The 23,903-nt window shown below is 67.8% G+C and carries 22 protein-coding genes; 12 read left to right on the plus strand and 10 right to left on the minus strand.

The features are described 5' to 3' along the window. Nucleotides 1–9: 9 nt before the first annotated feature. Nucleotides 10–1,134 carry a C40 family peptidase gene (locus ACFOWZ_RS08455; protein WP_382370861.1) on the minus strand — a complete coding sequence of 375 codons (1,125 nt, stop codon included), beginning with the start codon at nt 1,132–1,134 and terminating at the stop codon, nt 10–12. A gap of 249 nt (nt 1,135–1,383) precedes the next feature. On the opposite strand from ACFOWZ_RS08455, the gene ACFOWZ_RS08460 reads away from it, so the two are divergent. From ACFOWZ_RS08460 to cobF, 3 genes are read left to right on the plus strand one after another with little or no spacing between them, the layout of a single operon-like run. Further along, entirely contained in the window at nt 1,384–2,037 is a 654-nt protein-coding gene (locus ACFOWZ_RS08460; protein WP_382370862.1) for a DUF2306 domain-containing protein, read from the plus strand. Between the two features lie 27 nt (nt 2,038–2,064). Continuing rightward, nucleotides 2,065–2,706: a peptidylprolyl isomerase gene (locus tag ACFOWZ_RS08465; protein WP_382370863.1), complete on the plus strand. Its 642-nt coding sequence runs from the start codon at nt 2,065–2,067 to the stop codon at nt 2,704–2,706. Nucleotides 2,707–2,745: 39 nt separating this feature from the next. After that, a complete protein-coding gene (gene cobF / locus ACFOWZ_RS08470) occupies nt 2,746–3,489 on the plus strand; it encodes a precorrin-6A synthase (deacetylating) (RefSeq protein ID WP_382370865.1) in 744 nt (247 codons plus the stop codon). A gap of 14 nt (nt 3,490–3,503) precedes the next feature. On the opposite strand, the gene ACFOWZ_RS08475 is transcribed toward cobF, so the two are convergent. Next, nucleotides 3,504–4,031, minus strand: coding sequence for a TetR family transcriptional regulator (locus ACFOWZ_RS08475; RefSeq protein WP_382370867.1), 528 nt, complete (start codon nt 4,029–4,031; stop codon nt 3,504–3,506). Nucleotides 4,032–4,164: 133 nt separating this feature from the next. On the opposite strand from ACFOWZ_RS08475, the gene ACFOWZ_RS08480 reads away from it, so the two are divergent. The 3 genes from ACFOWZ_RS08480 (at nt 4,165) to ACFOWZ_RS08490 (ending at nt 7,879) form a co-directional block, all read left to right on the plus strand. Continuing rightward, nucleotides 4,165–4,980, plus strand: a complete 816-nt coding sequence (locus ACFOWZ_RS08480; protein WP_382370869.1) for an oxidoreductase — start codon at nt 4,165–4,167, stop codon at nt 4,978–4,980. Nucleotides 4,981–5,038: 58 nt separating this feature from the next. Further along, nucleotides 5,039–5,929: a helix-turn-helix transcriptional regulator gene (locus tag ACFOWZ_RS08485; RefSeq protein ID WP_382370871.1), complete on the plus strand. Its 891-nt coding sequence runs from the start codon at nt 5,039–5,041 to the stop codon at nt 5,927–5,929. 177 nt (nt 5,930–6,106) lie between these two features. Beyond that, the gene (locus tag ACFOWZ_RS08490; RefSeq protein WP_382370873.1) at nt 6,107–7,879 is read left to right on the plus strand and encodes an alpha/beta hydrolase; all 1,773 of its coding nucleotides are present in this window, start codon (nt 6,107–6,109) and stop codon (nt 7,877–7,879) included. Between the two features lie 54 nt (nt 7,880–7,933). On the opposite strand, the gene ACFOWZ_RS08495 is transcribed toward ACFOWZ_RS08490, so the two are convergent. Further along, nucleotides 7,934–8,629 carry a PP2C family protein-serine/threonine phosphatase gene (locus ACFOWZ_RS08495; protein WP_382370875.1) on the minus strand — a complete coding sequence of 232 codons (696 nt, stop codon included), beginning with the start codon at nt 8,627–8,629 and terminating at the stop codon, nt 7,934–7,936. Between the two features lie 52 nt (nt 8,630–8,681). On the opposite strand from ACFOWZ_RS08495, the gene ACFOWZ_RS08500 reads away from it, so the two are divergent. Further along, nucleotides 8,682–10,064, plus strand: coding sequence for an N-6 DNA methylase (locus ACFOWZ_RS08500; protein WP_382370877.1), 1,383 nt, complete (start codon nt 8,682–8,684; stop codon nt 10,062–10,064). A 109-nt stretch (nt 10,065–10,173) separates the two neighbouring features. Next, the gene (locus ACFOWZ_RS08505; RefSeq protein WP_382370879.1) at nt 10,174–11,055 is read left to right on the plus strand and encodes a serine/threonine-protein kinase; all 882 of its coding nucleotides are present in this window, start codon (nt 10,174–10,176) and stop codon (nt 11,053–11,055) included. 323 nt (nt 11,056–11,378) lie between these two features. Here the strand turns inward: ACFOWZ_RS08505 and ACFOWZ_RS08510 are convergent, their stop codons facing one another. Beyond that, a complete protein-coding gene (locus ACFOWZ_RS08510) occupies nt 11,379–12,251 on the minus strand; it encodes a DNA-3-methyladenine glycosylase family protein (protein WP_382370881.1) in 873 nt (290 codons plus the stop codon). A 128-nt stretch (nt 12,252–12,379) separates the two neighbouring features. After that, nucleotides 12,380–13,093, minus strand: a complete 714-nt coding sequence (locus tag ACFOWZ_RS08515) for a response regulator (RefSeq protein ID WP_382370883.1) — start codon at nt 13,091–13,093, stop codon at nt 12,380–12,382. A gap of 204 nt (nt 13,094–13,297) precedes the next feature. Between ACFOWZ_RS08515 and ACFOWZ_RS08520 the strand changes: the two genes are divergently transcribed. Beyond that, nucleotides 13,298–15,694 carry an ATP-binding protein gene (locus ACFOWZ_RS08520; protein WP_382370885.1) on the plus strand — a complete coding sequence of 799 codons (2,397 nt, stop codon included), beginning with the start codon at nt 13,298–13,300 and terminating at the stop codon, nt 15,692–15,694. 29 nt (nt 15,695–15,723) lie between these two features. Here ACFOWZ_RS08520 and ACFOWZ_RS08525 read toward each other — a convergent pair whose 3' ends face one another. Further along, nucleotides 15,724–16,503: an NAD(P)H-dependent oxidoreductase gene (locus ACFOWZ_RS08525; protein WP_382370887.1), complete on the minus strand. Its 780-nt coding sequence runs from the start codon at nt 16,501–16,503 to the stop codon at nt 15,724–15,726. Between the two features lie 122 nt (nt 16,504–16,625). Between ACFOWZ_RS08525 and ACFOWZ_RS08530 the strand changes: the two genes are divergently transcribed. Continuing rightward, the gene (locus ACFOWZ_RS08530) at nt 16,626–17,459 is read left to right on the plus strand and encodes a helix-turn-helix transcriptional regulator (protein WP_382370889.1); all 834 of its coding nucleotides are present in this window, start codon (nt 16,626–16,628) and stop codon (nt 17,457–17,459) included. On the opposite strand, the gene ACFOWZ_RS08535 is transcribed toward ACFOWZ_RS08530, so the two are convergent. Further along, the gene (locus tag ACFOWZ_RS08535; protein WP_382370891.1) at nt 17,403–17,555 is read right to left on the minus strand and encodes a DUF397 domain-containing protein; all 153 of its coding nucleotides are present in this window, start codon (nt 17,553–17,555) and stop codon (nt 17,403–17,405) included. The genes ACFOWZ_RS08530 and ACFOWZ_RS08535 overlap by 57 nt on opposite strands. A gap of 9 nt (nt 17,556–17,564) precedes the next feature. After that, a complete protein-coding gene (locus ACFOWZ_RS08540) occupies nt 17,565–18,395 on the minus strand; it encodes a helix-turn-helix domain-containing protein (protein ID WP_382370893.1) in 831 nt (276 codons plus the stop codon). Between the two features lie 234 nt (nt 18,396–18,629). On the opposite strand from ACFOWZ_RS08540, the gene ACFOWZ_RS08545 reads away from it, so the two are divergent. After that, nucleotides 18,630–20,246, plus strand: a complete 1,617-nt coding sequence (locus tag ACFOWZ_RS08545) for a glycosyl hydrolase family 18 protein (RefSeq protein ID WP_382370895.1) — start codon at nt 18,630–18,632, stop codon at nt 20,244–20,246. Between the two features lie 52 nt (nt 20,247–20,298). On the opposite strand, the gene ACFOWZ_RS08550 is transcribed toward ACFOWZ_RS08545, so the two are convergent. Continuing rightward, nucleotides 20,299–21,399, minus strand: a complete 1,101-nt coding sequence (locus tag ACFOWZ_RS08550) for a serine hydrolase domain-containing protein (RefSeq protein ID WP_382370897.1) — start codon at nt 21,397–21,399, stop codon at nt 20,299–20,301. Nucleotides 21,400–21,459: 60 nt separating this feature from the next. Next, nucleotides 21,460–22,755, minus strand: coding sequence for a M14 family zinc carboxypeptidase (locus tag ACFOWZ_RS08555; protein WP_382370899.1), 1,296 nt, complete (start codon nt 22,753–22,755; stop codon nt 21,460–21,462). A gap of 361 nt (nt 22,756–23,116) precedes the next feature. Here ACFOWZ_RS08555 and ACFOWZ_RS08560 point away from each other — a divergent pair, with 361 nt between their 5' ends. Continuing rightward, nucleotides 23,117–23,881 (plus strand): alpha/beta fold hydrolase, encoded by a 765-nt coding sequence (locus tag ACFOWZ_RS08560; RefSeq protein WP_382370901.1) that lies wholly within the window; start codon nt 23,117–23,119, stop codon nt 23,879–23,881. Nucleotides 23,882–23,903: the final 22 nt, after the last annotated feature.

Genomic DNA, 23,903 nt, shown 5'->3' on the forward strand with positions numbered 1-23,903 from the left:
TCCCCTCGTTCACCCGAAGATCCGGCGGACCTCGGAATACGGCGTTCCGTGGCTGTTCAGCTCGCTGATCCGGATGCTCCTGCCGTCACGCGGCGGCGCGGCCTCCAGGATCTTGTTGTCGCCCAGGTAGAGCGCGACGTGCGTGGTCGCGTCCTCGTCGTTGTCCGAACGTCCCCAGAACACGAGGTCGCCCGGCTTGCGGTCGGCCATCGCCACCGCGCGGCCCTTGACGTTCTGCGCGCCGGTCCAGGCACCGATGTCGACGCCGGCGCCCTTCCAGAACGCGTAGAGCGTCAGTCCGGAGCAGTCGAAGCCGCGGCGGTTGTAGTCATCGCCCTGCGACGGGTCGTTGTCCGGGTAGTGGTGGACGCCGTACGACGCCCCGCCCTTGCCACCCGCGCCCCAGGAGTAGAGATGTCCCTTGCCGATCTGGGACTTCGCGGTGTCGATCACCCGTTGGACCTTCTCCGCGTTGGTGCCGGTCGTCGGACCCGCCGGACCGTTGCTGCGGCCGTGGACCGCGTTGCCGGGCGGTGCCTGGCCGGGCTCGATGCCGTCGGTGTCGCAGCGCGGCAGGCCCTGCACGAACCCGTCGGTGCCGGTCTTGACGTAGTTGTCGGGCACCCACAGGTTGTCGGTGGTGAAGTTCCAGATCGTGCCGCTCTCGGCCTGCGCCTGGCACTTCACGGGAACCTGCCGGCCCGCCCCGTACCTGTCGACGACCGAACCGGGCGCGGTCGCGGCGTCGCCCTTCTTCTTGCGGCCGTTGAGATCGACCTTGGCGGGGAAGGACTTCGAGGTGGCGCACTTCGGCAGCACCATCGTGTCGGAGGTGTTGCTCGTGTAGCCGTCGGGGATCCACAGGCCCTCGGTGGTGAGGTCCCAGATCTTCTTGCCGCCGTACTCGGGACCGGTGTCCTGGCAGACGACGCCGACCTTCTCGCCCTCGAGGTACATGTCGGCCACGCGCTTCTGACCGACGGGCACGCCGGGGTCCTTGACGGTGCGGCCGTCGAGGGCGGTCGTGGCGGTGAACGTGCGGACCTCCGCCTGGGCCGTGCCGGTGTTCACCAGCGGCACGAGCACGGCCAGGGCGGCGACCGCGGTCAGCGCGGACTTGCGGAGGTTCAGCACCGCCGGTCCGTCGTTCTCGGGTGAGACATGCTTCTCCCTCTTCGAACTGCTTGTGCGGCAAGGAAAGTCAGTCGGTGATGTAGCCGGTCACGGCGCGCCCCCTCGGGTTGCCGGGCGGCCCCGGCTCCATGGCGCTGACACTGCTGATGCGCACTCACAGCGACCTGACAGCTGCTGTCAGCGAGGTGTCAGAAGGCCACGTCAGCGATCGGTGCGTGATCGGTGAGCGGTGCCGCGCAAGCTGCGCTCATGACGTGGTTGCGCAAGCCCTGGGTGGGCCCGTTGGCCTTTGTGGTGGTGGCGTTCGTTGCGTTCTCGCTGCCGCCGTATCTGACCGGTGACCGCGTGCAGGCACGGGTGCAGTCGGACTGGGGGCCGCACTACCCCCTGCTCGTGGTGCACGTCGTCTGCGCGTCGATCGCGATCCTCACCTGCGTGGTGCAGATCTGGCCGTGGTTCCGCGGCCGCTTCCCCGCGTGGCACCGCCGGATCGGCCGCGTGTACGTCCTCGCCGGCGTGCTCCCGGCCGGTGTCGCCGGCCTGGTCATCGGCTGGATGACGCCGTTCGGCGCGGTCGCTCGGGTGAGCAACGTGCTGCTGGCCGTGCTGTGGCTGACGTTCACGTGGCTGGCGTGGCGTGCGGCGAGGCAGCGCCAGTTCCGCGACCACCGCAAGTGGATGATCCGCAGCTTCGCGCTGACCGTCTCGATCATCACCAACCGGATCTGGGGCGTGATCGCGTTCCTGCTGCTGGCCGACAACGTGCCGGAGGCGGAGCTGCCGAACACGATCGCGGGGATCTCGACGTGGGCGGGCTGGACGATCCCGCTGCTGATCGCGCAGTGGTGGCTGGAACGCAAGCCGCAGCGCCGTGCCGTGCAGCGAGAAACCGTTCCCGCGTGAGGCCTGCGACGACTACGGTCAGTTCACATGAGGCTACTGCTCGCTGTCCTGATGATGGTCGTCCTCGCTCCGGTCGCTTCCGCGGAGCCGGCCGGCCCACCGACCGCGAAGTGCGAGTTCATCCCGACGCCCGAGAACCCTGCAGCCCGCCCGGTCCAGCCACCGCCCGCTGTGGTGCCCGCGCGCGGCACCGTGAAGGTCACCATCGTGACGAACTACGGCGTGGTCGCCGCCGACCTGGACCGCGCCAACGCCCCGTGCGGCGTGGAGAACTTCGCGCACCTGGCCCGGAACTGGTTCTACACGATGACGCAGTGCTGGCGCCTGACCGACACCACGCGCCTGGGCGTGCTGCAGTGCGGCGACATCTACCGGCCTGAGGAGGGCGGCCCCGGCTACCGGTTCGCCGACGAGGTCACCGGCAAGGAGACCTACCCGCGCGGCACGATCGCGTACGGCAACCAGGGACCGGGCACCAACGGCAGCGAGTTCTTCATCGTGCACTCGTTCGCCAACATCCGGCCCGTGTACACGGTGATGGGGCACGTCACGTTCGGCATGGACACCCTGGACCGGATCGTGAAGGCCGGGATCGTGCCGCAGCCGGACGGAACGCTGGACGGCGCACCGAAGAAGCCGGTCAGGATCCTGCACGTGCTGGCGCACTGATCGAACGGCCGCACCGATGGGCTGAGTTAGTGTGTCGCGGTGCGAAAGATCCTGGTCATCGGTATCGGCGCGGGCAACCCCGACCACCTGACGGTGCAGGCCGTCAAGGCGTTGCAGACGGTCGACGTGTTCTTCGTGCTGGACAAGGGTTCGGTGAAGCAGGAGCTCGTCGACCTGCGTTCGTCGATCCTGGCGGCGCACGTGACGCGGCCGTACCGGTGGGTCGAGGGCCGTGATCCCGAACGCGACCGCGGTGCGGCCGACTACGTGGCGGCGGTCGACGACTGGCGCAAGGCCAGGGCGGACGTGTGCCTGGAGCTGCTGTCGGAGCTGGGCGAGGACGAGGTCGGCGCGTTCCTGGTGTGGGGCGACCCGTCCCTGTACGACTCGACGCTCGCGATCCTCGACGACCTGCTCGGCCGTGGTTCGGAGTTCTCGGTGGACGTCATTCCTGGCGTGACGTCCGTCGCGGCACTGACTGCCGGCCACAGGGTGTCGCTCAACCAGGTCGGCAAGCCCGTGCAGATCACGACCGGCCGCAGGCTCGCCGCCGGGTGGCCGTCCGATGTGGACGACGTGGCCGTGATGCTGGACGCGAAGTACTCGTTCGAGGGCGTGGACCCGGACACGTGGATCTACTGGGGCGCATACCTCGGCATGCCGGACCAGATCCTGGTGTCCGGGCGGGTCGGGGACGTGGCCGCGAAGATCCGCGAGGTGCGCGAGGAAGCCCGTGCGCGCAAGGGTTGGATCATGGACACCTACCTGCTGCGACGGAGCTGACGCGTTTTTTGGGGCTACTCGGCGACCAGCCGCCTGACCGAGCGCTCGACGAGTTCACGGGTCGCGTTCGGGGTGGTGAACGCGAGAGTCGACATGTGCACGACGAGGTCGAGCAGATCCGAAGCGTTGAACGCGGCGGTGGCCTTGCCGTCGAGCTGTGCCTTCGCGATGGCCTCGACCTTGTGCCGGTAGGCCTCGGCTTCCGCCTTCGGAATGGCTTCGAAGCCGTTGTCGAGGCGGTGGTATGCGGCGAGCCTGAGCAGCTGCGGCTGGTCCAGGTACGAGTCGAAGAGCCGGCCCGCGTAGCCGGGCAGGTCCTCGGGTGTGATGGGGACGGCTTTGATCATGCGGTCGATCTGGATCTTCAGCAGCTCCTCGAACAGCCCTTCCTTGCTGCCGAAGTAGGCGTAGATCATCGCCTTGTTGCAGCCGGCCTTGGCCGCAATGCGGTCGACGCGCGCCCCGGCGATCCCGTACTGGGAAAACTCTTCGAGCGCCGCGTCCAGCAGCTTGGCCTTGGTCGCTTCTTTGTCCCTCACCACGCCACTAATCCTAACCAACCGGTTGGTAGAAGCAACTAACTAGTTGGTTGACAACTGGCCACCCGCGTGGTTGCCTGGTCTTAGCAACCAAACAGTTAGTTAGTCCAGCCAACTGGTTAGTTAGGAGCGGGTCATGAAGGTCGCACTGGTCACGGGCGCCTCGTCGGGCATCGGCGAGTCCACGGCGCTCGAGCTGCACAAAGCGGGCTACACCGTGTACGCGGCCGCCCGCCGGGTGCAGCGGATGGAAGGACTGGCCGCCCAGGGCATCCGGGTGCTCGAGATGGATGTCACCAGGGACGAGTCGATGGTCGAGGGCGTCAAGAAGATCATCGCTGAGACCGGCCGCATCGACGTGCTCGTCAACAACGCCGGGTACGGCTCGTACGGCGCGGTCGAGGACGTGCCGCTCGACGAGGCGAAGTACCAGTTCGAGGTCAACGTGTTCGGGCTCGCCCGGCTCGTGCAGCTCGTCGCGCCGAACATGAGGGAGCAGCGGAGCGGGCGGATCGTGAACGTGTCGTCGATCGGCGGACGCATCTACGAACCGCTGGGTGCCTGGTACCACTCCACGAAGTTCGCGGTCGAGGGTCTGAGCGACTCGCTGCGCCTGGAGCTGAAGCCGTTCGGGATCGACGTCGTGGTGATCCAGCCCGGCGGGATCAAGACCGAGTGGGGCGGGATCGCCGTCGAGAACATGCAGAAGACGTCCGGCGGGGGAGCCTACAAGGAGCAGGTCCGGCAGTTGTCCGGGCTCTTCTCCCAGGCCGACCGCGGCAGTGAGCCGAAGGTCATCGCGGACGTCATCGTGAAGGCGGCACAGGCCCGCCGGCCCCGCACGCGGTACGCGGCGGGCTTCGGGGCGCGGCCGATCCTGTTCGCTCGAAGGGTGTTGTCGGACAGGGCGTTCGACGCGATGTTCCTCGGGGCGCTGCGCCGGTTCGCCTAACCGCTGTTCCACCTGTTCGGGCAGGTACCTTCGGTTCAGAGCCACCGAGGGGAGTCGGGTGCACGAGGGGTTGTCGCCGGAAGCCGAGAAGCTGTACCTGGCGATGCTGCGCGGAGACCACGCGGAGCCCGGCGCGGCGCACGACGAGCTCGAACGTCTGGGACTGGCCAGGAACAACGACGTGCGCCCTCCGCGGTCGGCGCTGGCCGCGATCGCGTCGAGTCACGAGGCCGCGGCCGTCCGGGCCAGGGAGACTGCCGAGGTCCTGGCCGCCGCGTACGCCGAGCGCGGCGCGAAAGAGGTCGACTTCGTCGAGGTCCTCAAGGACGCCGACGAGGTGATCAGCGCGTTCGAGGAGATGCAGAGCCAGGCCAAGACGGAGGTCCGGGCGCTGGATCCCGGTTCCTACCTCAGCCCGCAGCCGGAGGCGAGTCCCGCACAACCTCCGGCGCTGGCCCGCGGTGTCTCGTACCGGGTCGTGTACGAGTCGGCGTTGTTGCAGACAGCCCAAGGGTTCGCGTCGGTGCAGGAGAGCATCGCGGCGGGCGAGCAGGCGCGGACGTTTCCCGGCGTGCCGCTCAAGCTCGTGATCGCCGACTCGGACCGGGCCCTGATCGCCGTGCCGACGGTGACCGGCGGGAACGTCGTGGCACTGCTCATTCACCCGTCCGTGCTGCTGAGCGCGCTCGTCGAGTTGTTCGAGGCGTTCTGGCGGATGGCGGTGTCGATCACGCCGGGCAGCCAGGAAGACACCCGTGAAGAGCCGACGACTGCGACGCGACGGCTGATGGCGCTGCTCAGCGCGGGTCTGACGGACGAGTCGATCGCCCGCGAGCTCGGCGTCAGCGAACGGACGGTGCACCGGAGGGTGAGTCGGCTTCAGCAGTTGCTGGGCGCCCAGACGCGATTCCAGCTCGGCGTGCAGGCGTCACGGCGAGGTTGGCTCTAGTCACGCAAGGTCACGAACGCTTGGGTGTTCATCACTCTGTGAACACCTTTGGTGACAGTTTCCAGACATGGCGACTTTCTGCCATCACCCGCGAGTGTCAAAAACGTTCTTGTCCCTTCCTCCCCTTCTGAAGGCACGGCTGAACCCAGCCGTGTCGGGGGCAGGAAGGGATCCACCGTGAGGCAGTACTTCAGAGGCGGCATCGCCGCGGTGACAGGGGTGTTGATCGCCACCAGCGTCGTGCTGACGCCGACGGCGAGCGCGGCGGCGAAGCAGGACCCGGACACGCAGGCGCTCGCGGGCGCGCTGGCCACCCAGACCGTCAAGTGGGAAGAGTGCACCTTCCCCGGCGTGGCCGAGGAGACCGTCAAGAAGTTCAAGACCGTCAAGGGCCTGGCCTGCGCCACCGTCCAGGTGCCGCGCGACTGGCACAACCCGGCTGACGGCAACACGATCGGCATCCGCGTCTCCAAGACCGAGACCGCCTACAAGGGCACCAGCCGCCAGGGCATCGCGCTGGTCAACCCCGGTGGCCCCGGCGGCTCCGGCCTGCCGTGGGGTGCGGCGATGGCCCTGCGCGCCCCGGTGCTCGCCGGCCAGTACGACTTCATCGGCTTCGACCCGCGCGGTGTCGGCCTCTCCACGCCGCTCACGTGCAGCTACACCGTCCCGAGCAGCACCGACGTCGACGTGCTGAACAGGGCGAAGGTCAAGGGCTGCCTCGAGAACCCGCTCACGCCGTTCATCACGACCGAGCAGACCACGTACGACATGGACTTCATCCGCGTCCTGCTCGGCGAGAAGAAGACCTCGTACATCGGCTATTCCTACGGCACGTGGCTCGGCACCTGGTACGCCGCCACGTTCCCCGGCAAGGTCCACCGGATGCTGCTCGACTCGGCGGTCGACGCCTCGCAGTCGACGCTGGAGAACACCTGGGACCTGCAGCCGCGCACCCGCGACCGCCAGTTCCAGGAGGCGCTGCTGCCGTACATGGCGCGCAACGACGCCAAGTACGCGCAGGGCACCGACCCGATGGAGATCCGCCGCAAGTGGGAGAAGGCCGGCGGCACCCGTGAGTTCCTCGGCCAGCTGTTCGTCGCGTGGTTCGTGATCCCGGCCATGTACGACACCACCCAGTACCCGACCGCCGCCTCCGCGGTGTCCGCGGTGATCGGTGACTCCGCCGCCGCCGGCACGGACTCGGAGAAGGTCGAGCTGCTCGTCTCGAAGATGCTCGCGACGCCGGGCCTGACGGACGAGAACAAGGCGTTCATCGCCAAGGGCAAGCAGAACGCGCTCGCCGCGATCGCCAAGAAGGAGCGCGTCGCGGTGAAGTCCACGACCGCCGCGGCCGAGGTCGAGACCTGGGACGCCACGTTCGAGGCCATCCGCTGCCAGGACGGTCAGTGGAACCAGAACCTGCACTACTGGAAGTACTGGCTGGCCGACCTGACCGTGAACGCGCCGTTCATCGCGCCGTTCATGGACACGCCGCTGTGCGCGTACTGGCCGACCAAGAACTCGATGCCGAAGCCGGACAAGAAGACGTTCCCGCGCCTGCTGGTCGCGCAGAGCGAGCTCGACGCCGCCACCGCGTACGAGGGTGGTCTCGCGACGGCCAAGGCCCTGCCGAACGCCAAGATGATCAGCGTCGACAACGAGGGCTCGCACGGCCTGTTCCCGTACAACACGGACTGCGTGGACGACCCGATCACGTTCTACTTCCAGACCGGTGCGACCCCGCGCAAGCAGTTCACCGGTTGCCAGGGGCTCCCGCTGCCCGGTGAGGACAAGACGTTCGACGTCGGCGGCAAGCTCACCAACGGCAAGATCAAGATCAAGATGATCACGCCGGCCGTCAAGGAGGCCAACAAGATCGTCAAGGACCTGCTCAGCGGTTCCTCGACGGCGGCTGCCGACGAGTCGGGCATGCCGGCCAACCTGTAACACCCTGTTGAGCTGCGGCCCTCGGCACGTCGTGCCGAGGGCCGCTCCCAATTCCTAGCGCTGCCACCACTTCTTCTTGACGACGTCGGTGATCACGCACGTGATGTTGTCGGGGCCGCCGTTGCCGTTGGCGAGCGCGATCAGCTGCCAGGCCGCCTCCGTGCCGTCCTGTGTGGACAGCAGGATCTCGTGGACGTCCTCGATGTCCGCGTAGTCGGTGAGGCCGTCGCTGCACAGCAGGTAGCGGTCCTCGATCTTGGCCTGGTGCCAAGACAGGTCCGGGTCGTGCGAGCTGCCGGACTGCAACGCCCTGAGCACGTAGGCGCGGCGGGGGTGGTTCGCTGCCTCCTCCGGCGTCATCCGGCCGGCGTCGACGAGGGCCTGCACCATGGTGTGATCGTGGGAGATCTGGCGGAGCTCGCCCTCCCTGAGCACGTACGCGCGGGAGTCGCCGATGTGAGCGAGCTGGAACGCGAGACCCTCCCAGCGCATCGCGGTGAGCGTGGTGCCGGTGCCCTGCGGGGTCTCGGCGTCGAGCCTGCGCGCGATCTCGGTCACCGCGGGCCCGAGATCGCCCTGCCACGCCGCCAGGACGTTCACCGCGATGGCACTGGCGAGCTCACCGTGCTCGTGGCCGCCCATGCCGTCGGCCACGGCCTGCAGGTCCGGCCGGACGTAGACCGAATCCTCGTTGTGCTCGCGGACGAGCCCCGGATCGGTCGCCACGGCGATGCGCAGCTCGTGTGTCATGCCTCCAGTACATCAGTTGTGAACTCACTTCACAAGCAATACGGTTGTGAACATGGATGAGACGGTCAATGCCGGTGACATAGCGCGCCTCGCAGACGTGGGGCGGGCAGCCGTGTCGAACTGGCGGCGGCGGTTCGAGGACTTCCCATCGCCGGTCGGCGGGACGGCCTCCAGTCCGTTGTACCTGCTGCGCGACGTGGAGGCATGGCTTCGGCGCAACGGCAAGCCGTTCCGCGTCTCCCCCGCCGAACGTCTCTGGACCCAGCTCCGGACCGTGGACGACCTGAAGCTCGGCGAGGCGCTGGCCGCGGTCGACGCCGATCCCGCGACCTTCGAGTTCCTGCACGAGCGCTACCTCGAAGCGCACTCGCGGCTGCTCAACCCCACTCCGCCCGAGGTCGTCGCCGTCGTCCTGGCCACGACCGACGGCGACACGGTGATCGACCCGGCGTGCGGCACGGGTTCGTTGCTGATGGCGTCCGCCGGCCGGCACAAGATCGGCCAGGAGCTGGATCCGGTGTCGGCGGTCATCGCCCGGCGCCGGATGCCCCGCGCACAGATCTTCACCGGCGACTCGTTGCGGCAAAACGGCATCACCCACCGCGCCGACGCGGTGCTCTGCGATCCGCCGTGGCACGACCGGACGTGGGGCCACGAGGAGCTCGTCGGCGACGCGCGGTGGACCTACGGCCTCCCCCCGCGCGGCGAGCCGGAGCTGGCCTGGGTGCAGCACTGCCTTTCGCTGGCCAAGCCCGGCGGCCTGGTCGCGGTCCTGCTGCCGTCGGCCGCCGCCTCCCGCCGTCCGGGCAAACGAATCCGCGGCAACCTGCTGCGCGCCGGCGCCCTGCGCGGCGTGATGACCGTGCAGCCGGGCCGCGACCTGTGGCTGCTGCGCAACCCGGTCGGCCGCGCGCCCGAGCACATCGCATTGCTGGAACGCCCGGGCCCGATCGAGCCGAACACGCGGGTCATCGACCTGCTCGACGACGACGTCGACCTCAGCCCGGCCCGGCACAGCGGCACCGACGTCTCGGCCTACCTCGCGGCACAACCGACGTTCGCGCTGCCTCCGTTGCCGCCGCTGCAAGAACAGAGCACCGTGCCGATGACGACGATCGGCGAACTGGTCCGCAGCGCCCCCGGCAAGCACGTCGTCACCTCTCCCACCGGCGCGACGTACGAGATCAATCCCTTGAAGGTCGACCCGGACTACCTGGAGGGCGTGCTGCGCGCGGCGTTCGCCCGCACCCCGACCGGCTCGACACGCCTCGACGTCCGGCGGACGCAGGTCCCGTCGCTGCCGATCGAGGAACAGCGCCGGTATGGCCAGACATTCGCCCAGCTCAAGGCGCTGGAGACGAGTCTGGAAGAAGCAGCCGCACTGGTTCGTTTGGGCTACAATGGGCTCCTGAGCGGACAGATCCGACCAGCGTGATCAGGGCAGATTCACCCGTTCGAGATGTCCTGAAACGCTGTTACGGCCGCCTCGCTATCGAGGAAGCGCGCGGGGGCAGCGGCCAGGGACCGGCGGTTAGGCTTCGCGGGTGCTGATCGCCGACCGCTACGAGATCGACGACCTGCCGCTGGGGCGGGGTGGCATGGGTTCCGTGCACAAGGGCCGGGACCTGCGCCTGGATCGACGGGTCGCGGTGAAGCTCCTGCGCCTCCCGGGCAGCGACGAGGAGGTGCAGCACCGCTTCGCGCGCGAGGCGAGGATCGTGGCCAAGCTGGAGCACCCCGGCGTCCCGGTCCTGTACGACTTCGGCACGTACGACCAGCGCCTGTTCCAGGTCATGCAGTTCGTGGACGGCGTGACGATCGCCGACCTGGTGGGCGAGTTCGGCCCGCTCCCCGAACCCCGTGCGGCGAACATCGCCGCCCAAACCGCCGCCGTCCTCGCCGAGGCCCACGAACACGGCATCTGCCACCGCGATCTGAAGCCCACCAACCTGATGCTGTGCCCCGACGGCGCCGTGAAGGTCCTGGACTTCGGCCTGGCGCTGCTCAAGGAGAGCGATGTGGCCCCCTTCAGCCGCGCGGGCCAGATCCTGGGCACGCCGTCCTACATGGCCCCCGAACAGATCCAGCGCGGCACCGCCGAACCGCGCAGCGACCTGTACGCCCTGGGCTGCGTGCTGCACGAAATGCTGACCGGCGAACAACTCTTCACCGGCCCAACGGCCTACGCGGTGTTCGACAAGCACGTCAAGGAACCTCCGCGCCCGGTGCCTGGCGCACTCGACCCGGTGGTGCAACGGTTGCTGGCCAAGGACCCCGACGATCGCCCCGCGTCGGCGCTCGACGTGTTCGCCGACCTGCAGAGGTTCGCGCAGGATCCGCCGCCGCTGCCGGGGTTCGTGCGGGACGGGTCGGCGGCGGCGATGTACGCGAGCATGCAGCGGACGCGGCGGATCGGGACCTTCTGAGGGTGGCCGGGCCAAAGGGGTAGAGCCGGGAGGGCAAGGTCGGAGCGGCCGGGCCTGAGGAGCAGCCGGACCTGCAGTGGTGACCAGGGCTGAAAGCGTGAGGTGACCGGCGCTGAGACGGCGGCTGACATTGAAGGGCTACCAGCGCTGAGGGGCGACCGGCGCTGAAGGGGTCGGTCAACGCTGATGCTGCGACCAACGCTGAGAGACGGGGCCGCCAGCCTCAGACGGCAGCCAGCGCCGAGAGCGCGAGGCACCTCCAGACAGCTGCGCAACTCCTCCCCAACGACGCAACGGCGCAACGGCGCAACCGCCCCTCCAGCTCAAGCCGGAATCCGATTCACCTCGTGATCACCAGTAGCCCACAGGTGCTGCACCGCATAAGCCCGCCAAGGCCGCCACGCCTCCGCACGCCTCACCAACGCCGCCGGCGTCGAAGGCAGCCCCAACGCCTTGGCCGCCAACCGGATTCCGAGATCGGTGGGCAGGAACGCGTCCGGGTCGCCCAGCGAACGCATCGCAATCGATTCGACAGTCCACGGCCCGAACCCCGGCAGCGATGCCAGCCACTCGCGCGCGACAGCTCGGTCGGCGTGAGGTGAGAGGTCCAAACCGGACCGAAGTGCCCCCAGCAACGCGGACATCGTGCGGCGGCGGGACTCGGGCATCGCCAGGTCGGCCGGGTCGAAGTCCAGCGGGAACAGGTGCAGGTCGCCCACCGGGGTGCCGTGGCGCGCCACCAGGCGGGCGGCGTGGGTTCGGGCGGCCTTCGTCGAGACCTGTTGGCCCAGCACGGCTCGGATTGCGAACTCCGCGCCGTCCACCGTGCGCGGGACTCGACGGCCCGGTGCTGTCGAAACCAGTGGTGCCAGAAGAGGATCGGCGGACAAAGCATCGTCCACCGAAGAAGGATCGGTGTCGAGGTCGAGCAGGAAGCGACAAAGGTCTAGAGCACTAGCCAGATCGCGAGGATCCGAGAGCTCCACTGTGCACGCGATGTGGTCGGGGAACGGTTGCAGGGCCGCGATCCCGCAGCCGTTGGGAAGGCGCAAAGTCCGCCGGTAGACGCCGTCGCGCCATTCCTCCACGCCTGGCACGGCGGTGGCGATGAGGTGGCCGAACAAGTTGTCGGGACACAGAGGTGCTTGAAAGGGCAAGCGTTCCGAGAACTTGTCCAGCCGCATGAAGGCGAGCATGCCTTGAGTCCAGCCGAGACGCTGGCGGAAAAGAGACATCACTATGGACGGGGCCAACCGGGTGACCTGCTTCGCCGCACGAAAATCCGTGGCTAGTCTGACTTCTACGCCGTTGCAGAAATGTCAGTTCAGCAGGGAAGGGCGGCGTCGCGTGCGATGAGAGCGGCCTGGACGCGGTTGTCGCACCTCAGTTTCGTCAGCAGTCGGCTGACGTGGGCCTTGATCGCCCCCTCCGAGAGGTACATGAGCCTTGCGATGCGTGCGTTCGCCATGCCCTGCGCCAAGTACACGAGCACTTCCTGCTCCCGCCGAGTGAGCAGGCTGATGCGGCTGCGCGCGGCGTCGCGGCGTTCCGAGTCGGCGCCGGTGAAGTGGTCGACGAGCGCTCGGGTCGCGGACGGCGAGAGGATCGCCTCGCCCGCTGCCACGGCGCGGACGGCGTTCACCAGCGCGTCGGGTTCGCCGTTCTTGAAGAGGAATCCTGCCGCGCCCGCTCGCAGCGCCGGGAAGAGCAACTCCTCGGTCTGCGTGGTGCACAGCACGATCACCTGCGTTCCCGGCACGAGCCGGCGGATCATGCGCACGGCTCCGAGGCCCTCCATCCCGGGCATCGCGGCGTCCATCAGCAGCACCTGCGGACGTTGCCGCCGCGCGAGCTCCACCGCGCCGCCGCCGTCGCCGGCCTCGCCGACCACCGCCAGGTTGCCGGAACGTTCCAGCACACCACGGACTCCCGTGCGGACCAGAGCCTCGTCGTCAGCGATGCCAACGGTGATCGTGCGTGGCTTGTCCACCAGTTGCAGACCTGCGCTCGCCCACGAGGTGCTCGTCGTCAACGTCATGCGCACTCCCTGTCAGACCGGACCAGTCGCCAGTTTGTTCCCGAACGAGGATCTCGGGAAGGCAGGCATAACGACCGTGTTGCGAACCGTCTCGCGCACGCCGACGTGTAACGGGTTGCACACGGCAGGCCACCGCCTGCCACCTGCGCGTTCGCCGCACCGAGACAGGAACGGCCTGCCGTTACGGCTCGAGGAGAGGGACTCATGACCAGCACCGGACGTTGCGCCCTGTGCGACGGCACGCTGCCTCCCGCCACCTCCGAGCAGCGCAGGTCCTACTGCTCCAACGCGTGCCGCCAACGGGCGTATCGCCGCCGTGTCACCGTTTCCGCTCCCGCGCCCGCCACCAGGCAAAACCTGCGCGTGCTGTCGAACCTGCCCGCCGCGCGCGACTCGTTCGTCGGACGCCAGCAGGAGCTCTCGAAGCTCGACCAGCTGTTGCGCAGGCACCGTCTCGTTACGCTCGTGGGCAGTGCGGGTGCGGGCAAGACGCGGCTCGCGCTGGAGGCCGCGGGACGGTTGCGGCGCGGGCGAACGGACAGGGTCCTGCTCGTCGAGCTCGGCGAGATCACCGCTTCCGACGACGTCATGCCCGCGGTGGCCGACGCGCTCGGTGTCGTCGCGCAGCCGGACGAACCGTTGTGCGACACGGTCGTCGAAACGCTCGTGAACATGAAAGTGGTCGTAGTACTCGACAACTGCGAACACCTTCTCGACACGTGCGCCGAACTCGTCGACGTCCTGCTGAACCGCTGCCCTGGCGTGCGGGTGCTCGCGACGTCACGTGAAGCGCTGTGGATCACCGGTGAGGTCAGCTTTCACGTTGAGGGTTTGCCGGTTGCGTCAACGGATCGGGACCTGGTGACGACGGCGGCGCCACGCTCCGAGGCCGTGAAGCTTTTCGTGGAACGGGCCCGCGAACGCAAGCCCGACTTCCGGTTGACGTCCGAGAACACCGCCGCGGTCGCGTTGCTGTGCGCACGGCTGGAGGGGATGCCGCTCGCGATCGAGCTGGCGGCGCGCTGGGTGCAGTTGTTGCCGGTGGCGGACATCTGCGACCGCATGGACGAGCCGCTCGAGCTCCTGACGCTGGGCTGCCGCAAGTCGCCGTCGCGCCAACGGTCTCTGCGCGAGGCCATCGACTGGAGCTACCAGCTGCTCGCGCCGGACGAACAGTTCGCGCTGCGCCGGCTTTCCGTGTTCGACGGCGGTTTCGACCTCGCCGCGGCGACCGAGGTCTGCTCGTCGGAACGATCCGCCGAACCGGTGCTGGACGTCCTGTCGCGGTTGCAGGCGAAGTCGCTGCTGACGGCGGTCCCCGGCACGACGAGGTTCCGGCAGCTGGAGTCGGTTCGGCTGCACGCCAGGGAGAAACTGCTGGCGGCAGGTGAGCTCGACATCGCCTACGAGGCGCTGGCCCGGTGGTTCACCGACCTGTCGGACGTGCTGGTCACCGCGCCGCTGTCGGTGCCGGCCGAGGTGCAGCAGAAGCTCGACAACCACGTGGACAGCCTGCTCGGCACGGTCGAATGGGCTGCCGACCGTTCCGACGAACGGTTGCTGCTGCTGACCGCGGCCCTGGCGGATTCCGCGGCTCGACGCGGACGCCTCGGGCAGGCTCGGGTGATGTTGCGCGACGCGCTGCGACGACCGTCCACTCGGGACGACTACCGCTGCGTGGCGCTCAACCACGCCGCCCGGTTCGCGACCGAGCAGGGGGACCACGACGAGGCCGCCGAGTTGTCGGGCGAAGCGTCGCGGCTGGTGCGGAACCTCCCGTTGCCGGCGCTGGCGATGAGCTGTCGCAGCACGTTGGCAGCAGTGCAGCAGTCGTCGGGAGAGTGGGAGGCGTCGGCGCAGAACAACACCGAGTGCCTGAGGGTGGCGGAGTTGTTGGGCGAGCCCTTGGCGCGTGCGACGTGTTTGGTGGATTTGGCACGCACGGCGTTGTCGCAGGGCAAGCACGAACGCGCCGAGAAGAACGTCATGAAGGCGTTGCCGATCTCGCGCGCGTCGGGCATGCCCGCGCGCATCGCCTCCGCTCTGAACACGCGCGGTGCAGTGGCGTTGGTGCAGAGCGACCTCGACGAGGCGATGCACGCCTTCCGTGAGGCGCTGCGCATGGACGGCATGAACCCGTTGACCGCACCAGACGCGTTGGAAGGCTTGGCTGTCGTGGCGTTGATGCGCGGGCAGGCCGAGCGCGCGCTACGGCTAGAAGCGACCGGACGGGCGTTGCGGCGATCGGTCGGCGTGGTGCCGGACGCGTTTTGGGCGGAGAAGGTCGCCGGGGCTATGCGCACCGCACGGCTGATGCTGCCCGTTGCGCGCGCAGAGGCTGCTGCAACGCCGTTGACGGCTGCGGAGACCGAGGCGTTCGTCCAGGACGAGGTGTGGCTGGACCGCACGGACTCCTTGGACGAGCACGAGCGGCGGGTGATCGCGCTGCTGGCTTCGGGGCTGACGAACCAGCAGATCGCGAACCGGCTCGGGGTGTCGGTGCGGACGGTGGCCTCCCGGTTGCAGCGGTTGCGGGACAAGCTGGGGCTGCAGAGCCGGGAGGACATCGCGGCTTGGGGTGCGGAGCGGGCGATCGGCTGACCCTGTGGACGTTTCCTCACACTTGACGGTCAGCGGCGCAGGTGCAGCCCGAAGCCGGCGCGGCCCGTGGGCTCCAGTCCCTCCTTCAGGTGCAGCGAGGGGATCTCGTAGTCACCGAAGTTCTGCGGCCGGAACGGGATCGGCTCGGTCGATTCCAGGGTGAGCAGGCGCTGCTCCCAGGCCTTGGCGACGTCCGCGTAGTCCTCGACGGTCATCCGATCGACGCTGTACAGCACGAACGGCGGCAACGCCTCGATGCCGGGGTAGTAGAGGATGCCGTGGTGGATCGGGAAAAGCAGATCCTCGATCGGCCCGTTGATCCCGCGAGCGGAGTAGTGCGACTCCGGGCCACCGACGGTCACCGACAGCAGGGCCTTCCTGCCTGCGAGCGTGCCCTCACCGAAGCGCTCGCCGTACTTGGTGTCGCTGTGCTCGCCGACGCCGTACGCGAAGCGGTAGGTGAACACCCGGTCGACCCAGCCCTTCAGGATCGCGGGCATCGTGTACCACCACAGCGGGAACTGGAAGATGACCGTGTCGGCCCACAGCAGTTTTCGCTGCTCGGCGAGGACGTCCGGGGTGAGCGTCCCGGCGTCGAAAGCACGGCCGGAGTCCAGGGGAACCTTCAACGGGCTCGAGGCGTCCGGTCCGTAGTCCGCGGCGTCCACGACCGCCTTCCAGTTCATCGCGTACAGATCGCTCACCCGCACCTCGTGCCCCACACTCTCCAATGTGGACACTGCGAGGTCCTTCAGCGAGCCGTTGAGCGACTTCGGCTCAGGGTGGGCGTAGACGATCAGCGTCTTCACGGGAACTCCTTCGGATCAGGTGCCTTCGATCCTGGGCGCTCGCGGCCCCGCCGTTCAGGGACTGGACTTCCTGGTACCGGCAGGACCACCCTCACGACCTCTGCCGACGCCATACTGGAGAGGTGGACGATCTTGCGGGGTTCCTGCGAGTCCGGCGTTCCCGGGTCGACCCGGCGTCTGCCGGCATTCCGGCCGACCGGCACCGACGGGTCGAGGGCCTGCGCCGCGAAGAGGTCGCGCATCTGTCCGGGGTGAGCGTCGACTACTACGTGCGCCTGGAGCAGGGCCGCGCGACCCAGCCCTCCGAGCAGGTCCTCGACGCGCTCGCCCGCGTCCTCGGCCTGGACGAGACCGAACGCGGCCACCTCCACCGACTCGCCCGGCAGCGCCGCCGCACCGCGAAGGCGCCGAGCAGCCGAGCCCGGCCGGAGTTGGTGCGTGTCCTCGACCTGGTCCGCGACGCCCCCGCGCTGATCATGAACCACCGACTGGACGTGCTCGCCGGCAACCGCCTCGCCCGACTCCTCTACAGCCGGCCGCTGCAGGACCTGAACATCGCCCGGCACATCTTCCTGGAGGAGGCCGAGCTGTACGGGGAGTGGGAGAAGTGCACGCTCGACGTGGTCGGGCACCTGCGCCTGGCCGCCGGGAAGTACCCGGACGACCCGCGCCTGGCCTCGCTCGTCGGCGAGCTGGCGATGGGCAGTGAGCGGTTCCGCCGGCTCTGGGCGCGTGCGGACGTGCGTGCCCGTGGGCATGGACGTAAGACGTATCAGCACCCGCTGGTGGGGCTGTTGGAGCTGCACCAGGAGAACTTCGCGCTGCCGGACGAGTCAGGGGTGGAGTTGCTGGTGCTGTCCGCGGCTCCTGGCAGTGCTGCTGAGGACGGGTTGCGTCTGCTACTCGCACTTGACGGCACGGAGGAACGCGGACCACGCGTCGGCGCTGACCTGTAGGCGTTTCGCGGGCGCCTTGCTGTCGCGAAGGCCGACGCGGTGGCCGACCTCGACGCAGTTGTTGAAGTTCGCGCTATAGCTGCTCTTACGCCACATGGCGGCTCCTCAGGTCGCAAGCATGGAGATCCTCCTTTGGGATTCTCCCGTATCCAGCGCAACCCGATCGAGCGCCTTTAGAACCTCCTCGTAGTCGTTGACGGAGTCCTTGCGCTCGACGATGAAGTTCGCGTTCTCACTCTCCAGGAAGACGACGGGCTCGATCCTGTCGAACCTCATCAGCTCGAAGCTTCCAGCGAGCCCCGCGTGAGCACCCGCCGATGTGGGCACGATCCGGATGTTGATGTACGGACGCACCAACATCTGAAGCAGGTGATGCAACTGGGCGCGCAACACGTCCCCACCGCCGACAGGGAGCAGAAGTACCTGCTCGTGGATGAAGAAGGTGGAGTCGAGCCGCTGCCGAAAGATCTCTTGCATCGCCATGTGCGCAGCGAGCCGTGCTTCAAGCTCATCCTGAGGAAAGGCCGCCGACGCCAGACACAAGGCCCGCCTGTACTCGGACAGCTGGAGAAGACCTGGAATCAGCAGCGGCATCCAGCCGACGTACTCCTTGGCCTTCCTCAGATGCTCGAGGAACGTGCGCACCTCGAACGGCCGGTGGTCGGCATGGTGCTGCCACCAGTCCTTCATGTCGGTCTCACGGAAGATCGCCATCAGATGGTCGCGTTCTTCTGATGGTGTGCGGCAGAAGCCCAGCAAGATCCCTAGATCGACCTCGGAGCTGCCACCCTTGCCGTTGACGAGGTCGGACAGCTTGCTCGGATCCCAGTCGATCTTCTCGCAGATTTCGCGCGCGGTCATGCCCGTGGCCGACAGCGCGGCTCGTACCGCATCGCCGAACTCGCGGCCGCGTGCCGTGGAGAAACGCTTTGGCATGGAACGAAGTTAGAGCCGACCGTCCTCTGTGTGCAGTCACCGCACCACAACTCGACCTGAAGGGGTGCCGTCTCGGAACCCCTCCAATGGTTAACCAAGTAGACCGAAACTGGACAACCAGCGCTCTGGAACCGTTTTCGGACTGCTCCGTTCGAGTGACGGCAGAGGTCTAGACCTTGACCTTCGAGTGGTCTAAACCACATCGTTCCGGTACCCCTGCGACTGAGGAGACCGATGTCCAAGTTCCGATGGCATCTAGCTGCTCTCTTCGCGGCCGTCGCCGCGATGGTCCTCGGCATCGTCGTCGTGCCCGCTGCTAGCGGTGCCGGTGGCGTGTCCGCCACGTTCTCCAAAGGTTCGGACTGGGGAACGGGCTTCGAGGGCAAGTACACGATCACGAACAACAGCACGGCGGCCCTGACGTCGTGGACTGTCGAGTTCACCCTTCCGGCCAACCACCGGGTCACGTCCCTGTGGGAGGGCTCCTACACGACGGCCGGGCAGGTCGTCACGGTCAAGAACACCTGGAACGGCAACGTCGGTGTCGGGCAGTCGGTGAGCTTCGGCTTCAACGGCGCGTACACCGGCACGTTCGGTGCGCCGACCAACTGCAAGCTCAACGGTGGTTCGTGTGACGCGGGCGGGACGAACCCGACCACGTCGACCACGACGTCGACTACCACCACCACTACGACCACCACGACGACGACCACCACTGGTCCGCCGCCGCCTCCCGGGAAGATCAACCTGGGCTACTTCGCGGAATGGGGTGTCTACCCGGCTCGCAACTACCAGGTGAAGAACATCGACACCTCCGGTTCCGCGAGCAAGCTGACGCACATCAACTACGCGTTCGGCAACGTGTCGGGCGGTCAGTGCACCATCGGTGAGTCCTACCCCGCTCTCGAAAAGGCCATGACGGCGGCGGAGAGCGTGGACGGCGTCGCGGACACGTGGGACCAGCCGGTTCGCGGCAACTTCAACCAGTTGCTCAAGCTGAAGAAGAAGTACCCGCACCTCAAGGTCCTGTACTCGTTCGGTGGCTGGACCTGGTCCGGTGGCTTCGGTCAGGCCGCGCAGAACCCGGCGGCGTTCGCCGAGTCCTGCTACAAGCTGCTCGAGGACCCGCGGTGGGCGAACCTGTTCGACGGCATCGACATCGACTGGGAGTACCCGAACGCCTGTGGTCTCTCGTGCGACACGAGTGGTCCGGCTGCGTACAAGAACCTGATGCAGGCGCTGCGTGCCCGCTTCGGTTCGAACTACCTCGTCACCTCGGCGATCACCGCTGACGGTTCCAGCGGCGGCAAGATCGACGCGGCCGACTACGGGCCCGCGGCGCAGTACCTCGACTGGTACAACGTCATGACGTACGACTACTTCGGCGCTTGGGCGGCGCAGGGTCCGACGGCTCCGCACTCGCCGCTGACGTCGTACTCGGGCATCCCGACCGCCGGCTTCAACGCCGAGGCCGCGATCTCCAAGCTGCGTTCGAAGGGTGTTCCGGCGTCCAAGCTCCTGCTCGGCATCGGCTTCTACGGCCGCGGCTGGCAGGGCGTCACGCAGGCGGCGCCCGGTGGCACGGCTACGGGTCCGGCTCCCGGCACGTTCGAGCAGGGCATCGAGGACTACAAGGTCCTGAAGACCAAGTGCCCCGCCACGGGCACGGTCGCGGGCACGGCCTACGCGTTCTGCAACGGCCAGTGGTGGAGCTACGACACCCCGCAGACGATCGCGAGCAAGATCTCCTGGGCACGTGGCCAGGGCCTCGGCGGCGCGTTCTTCTGGGAGCTCACGGGTGACACCGCGAACGGAGAGTTGATCACAGCGATGAGGAACGCGCTCGGCTAGTTCCTCGCAACGCCGGGAGGGGAGCTGGGTCCACCCAGCTCCCCTTTTGTTGTCAGCAGAAGACCTCGTTGAGCAGCTTCTGGTAGGCGTCACCGGGGTTGCCGCCCACCGGCGCGCTGGTCGCCGACATCTCCAGGCGGTTCTTGTTGTCCGGCGTGGTGAGCAGGTCCGACGAGTAGCCGGGGATGCCGCCGCCGTGGCCGAGGACCTTGGTGCCGCACGGCAACGTCTGCACGGACAGGCCGAGGCCGTAGTCCGGGCTGACGGTCGTGGTCTTGACCAGTTCCTGCTGCTGCGCGGGCTTGAGCAGCTTGCCGCTCGTCAGCGCCACGATGAAGGTGTCCAGGTCCTTCGTCGTGGAGATCATCTCACCGGCCGCCCAGGCGACGGACGGGTTGATGCGGGTGATGTCGGACGGCTTGCCGTTCACGGTCCAGTAGCCGTGCGCGTGCGGGCCGTGGATGTTCGGGTTGTCGCCGGGCACCTCGGTGTCGTTGAGGCGCAACGGCTTCAGGATCCGCTGCTCGACCGACTTCTCGTACGGCTTGCCGGTCAGCTTCTCGACGAGCAGGCCCGCGACGATGTAGTTGGTGTTGGAGTAGTTCCACTTGGTGCCGGGCGCGAAGTCCAGCGGCTTGCTCGTGGCGATGGCGAGGAGCTCCTGCGGTGACCAGTGCTTGTAGCGGATCTTCTCGAACTCGTCCGGGTTGAGCGGGAGCGCGTTCGTGTAGTTGTACAGGCCGCTGGTGTGCTGCAGGACCTGGCGGACGGTGATCTGCTTGTCGATCAGGCCGGGCAGGTAGCGGTCGACGGGCGCGTCGAGCTCGACCTTGCCCTCGCCCGCGAGCTGCAGGAGCACCGTCGACACGAACGTCTTGGTGATGCTGCCGACGCGGAACCGGCCGTCCAGCGGCACCGGCCTTTCGCTGTCGAGCTCGGCCTTGCCGGAACGGGCGGTGAAGCGCTGCCGCCCGTCCGTCACGCGGGCCTGGATGCCCAGAGCCGCACCGCTCTTCGTGAGCTGGTCCAGGGCCTCCTGCACGACCTTGCGGTCCGCCGCGGTGTCCGTGCCCGTTTCCGCGGACGCGACACCCGCGGTGGTCAGAGCCAGCAGGCTCGCCGCGGTGACTGTGGCTACCAATCGAATCCCCATGCCTCCCACCTTGGCGAGGCACGGTGTCAGCCCGCATCCACCTTCAGTCGTAACGAGGCCCTAGGGACTTCCCTTGGGCCGATAGGGCGCAAGGGCCGCTTTCATGGCCGAAACGAGCATGGGACGCACTTTCGGCCAATGCACGTCCTTCTGGCACGAGTAAGCCGGGAGGAAGCCGCCGCACGCACCCGACGAGGCGCCGATCTCCCACACGAAGCTCGGCACGCCCAGGTCCTCGTACACCCAGTCGTCCGTGGCGCCGGAGGCGTTGTAGAGCAGCTCTCCCGGCTGGCCCGCCTTGAACCCGGACAGCGACGCCATGTCCTGGGCGATCGCCCGCAGCGCGGCGTCGTTGCCGGTCTTCTGGGTGCTCCAGCCCCACGGGAAGAGCACGTAGTTGCCGTAGCTGTGCATGGAGATCACGGCGCCGGTGGTGTCCGCGGAGGCCGCCGCCGTGTCACCGGGCGCGCGGGTGTCGCGGTAGAGCTTGCGCCACAACGACTCCAGCGCCTGCGTCTCGACCTCGGAGTCGGCGCTCGGGCCGCGGTAGACCTCGCTGCACTTGTCCTTGGACGTGCCGACCTCGCCCCAGTGCGAGCCGGCGTTGCGGTTGAGGTCGACGCCGCGCTGGCCGGAGCCGCACGTGCCGTTGGCGTTCTTGCGGTGAAGGACCGGTGAGTCGCCGCCGGACTCGACGATCTCCACGCCGTCCGGGTTGGCGATCGGGACGACCCAGACCTCGAGCCCGTCGAGCATCGCGGTGAGGTCGGAGCCGACCAGGTCGTCGATGAACCGCCACGCCATGTCTCCGGTCGTGATTTCCCGCGCGTGGAGCTGGCCCATCACGAACAAGCGCGGTTTTGGCGCGGTCGGCGTCAATGCGCAGTCACCAGGTCGTTTGCGCGTGATGCAGATGGCTTTCAGGTCATATCCACCACTGCCGCGCGTCTTGCGCCACGAGTCGCCGTAGTCGACGACCGAGGCCAGTTCGGGATGCGCATTGGCTACTTCGTCGAGATGGGCGAGTTGCGCGGTAATGGTCCGATAGCCGCCGTAGTACGTCGTATCCGCGAGAGAGCGCGGAGCCCATTGAGACGGAGGCATCACCGTCTCAACAGACGAACGGAAACCGTCGGACAGGAGCTTGTCGGCGGTGCGAACGTCGCCTATGACGAACAGGTCGTCACCGTCGCGTTGCTCCACCACGTCGTACCCCAGCCCGAGCAACCGCTGGGCGGCATCACCCACCGGAGCGGGCACACGCAGCACGTATGTCTCCTGTGGACCCTCCGCCGGCGCTGGTGAGGGGCTCAGGAGGAGAGCCAGGCAGGCGAGCAGGGCCAGTGCGGGGCGCATGATCGACGATGATCGACTGTTCGTCAGAACACCGCCACTCCGTTCGACCGACCGGATGATTACCGTCCGGTGCTTGAGACGAGGAACAGGTCACTTGGCGCGGTGTGACGAAAGTCAATATGATTTCACTCAGCATCGCAGCGGTTATTGTGCTGACAGGCCGAAACCGACTCGACGAACAGTGAGGTCCGCACACAATTCACAGGAAGACAACGGGAGCGAAACCCATGGATCATCTCTACAACGACAATGTCGCCGAGATCTCCCACCTCTCCCCCTGGCGCGGTTCCCCCGCGGACGACGACGATGGCCTGGAGCCGACCATCGTCCGCAGCCTGGACTGACAAAACTCGGGGGTTTCATGACCGGCCCGTCCACCGTCGTCAAGGGCACCGGCCCTGCGCTGCTGCTCGTGCACGGCGCGGGCGGCAGCGTCCAGGCCAACTACGGCCCGGTCCTGCGGACCCTCACCCAGCACTTCACCGTCATCGGGCGCGACCTGCCGGGCTCCGGCAGCACACCGGTGGCCGCGCGCCCGCTCGTCCTGGAGGAGCTCGCCGACGACCTGGTGGACGTCGCGGTGCGGGCCGGGCACGAGTCGTTCCACGTGTCCGGCTACTCGATGGGCTGCGCGATCGCCGCCACGGCGGCGGTCCGCCACCCCGAACGGGTGCGCGGGCTCGTCCTGAGCTCGCCGTTCACCAAGATCGACGCCGCGACCAGGGCGAGGATCGACCACTGGAGGTCGTTGCTGGACGGCCCTCGTTCGGTGTTGGCGCGGTACATCCTCACGGTGATGTGCAGCGAGGAGTACCTGGCGGGGCTCACCCCCGCGCAGGCGAAGGGCTTCGCCGAGCTGATCGGCATGACCGTGCCGGCCGGATCCGCGTCGCACGTCGACCTGATCCTGAGGACCGACCTGTCCGAGCTGCTGCCGCGGGTCACGCAGCCGACGCTGGTGATCGGCGCGTCCGGTGACCGGCTGCTGTCCCCCGCCCTCGCCAAGGAGGTGTCGGACCTCGTCCCGGGAGCGAAGTACACCGACGTCGCGTGCGGGCACGCGATCGCGCTGGAGGCCGCGACGCCGTGGGCGCGGCTGATCACGGACTACCTGACGTCGGTGTAACTACGTCGGTGTAATCACACCG

The organism is Lentzea rhizosphaerae, assembly GCF_042649515.1.
Taxonomy (GTDB): Bacteria; Actinomycetota; Actinomycetes; order Mycobacteriales; family Pseudonocardiaceae; genus Lentzea; species Lentzea aerocolonigenes.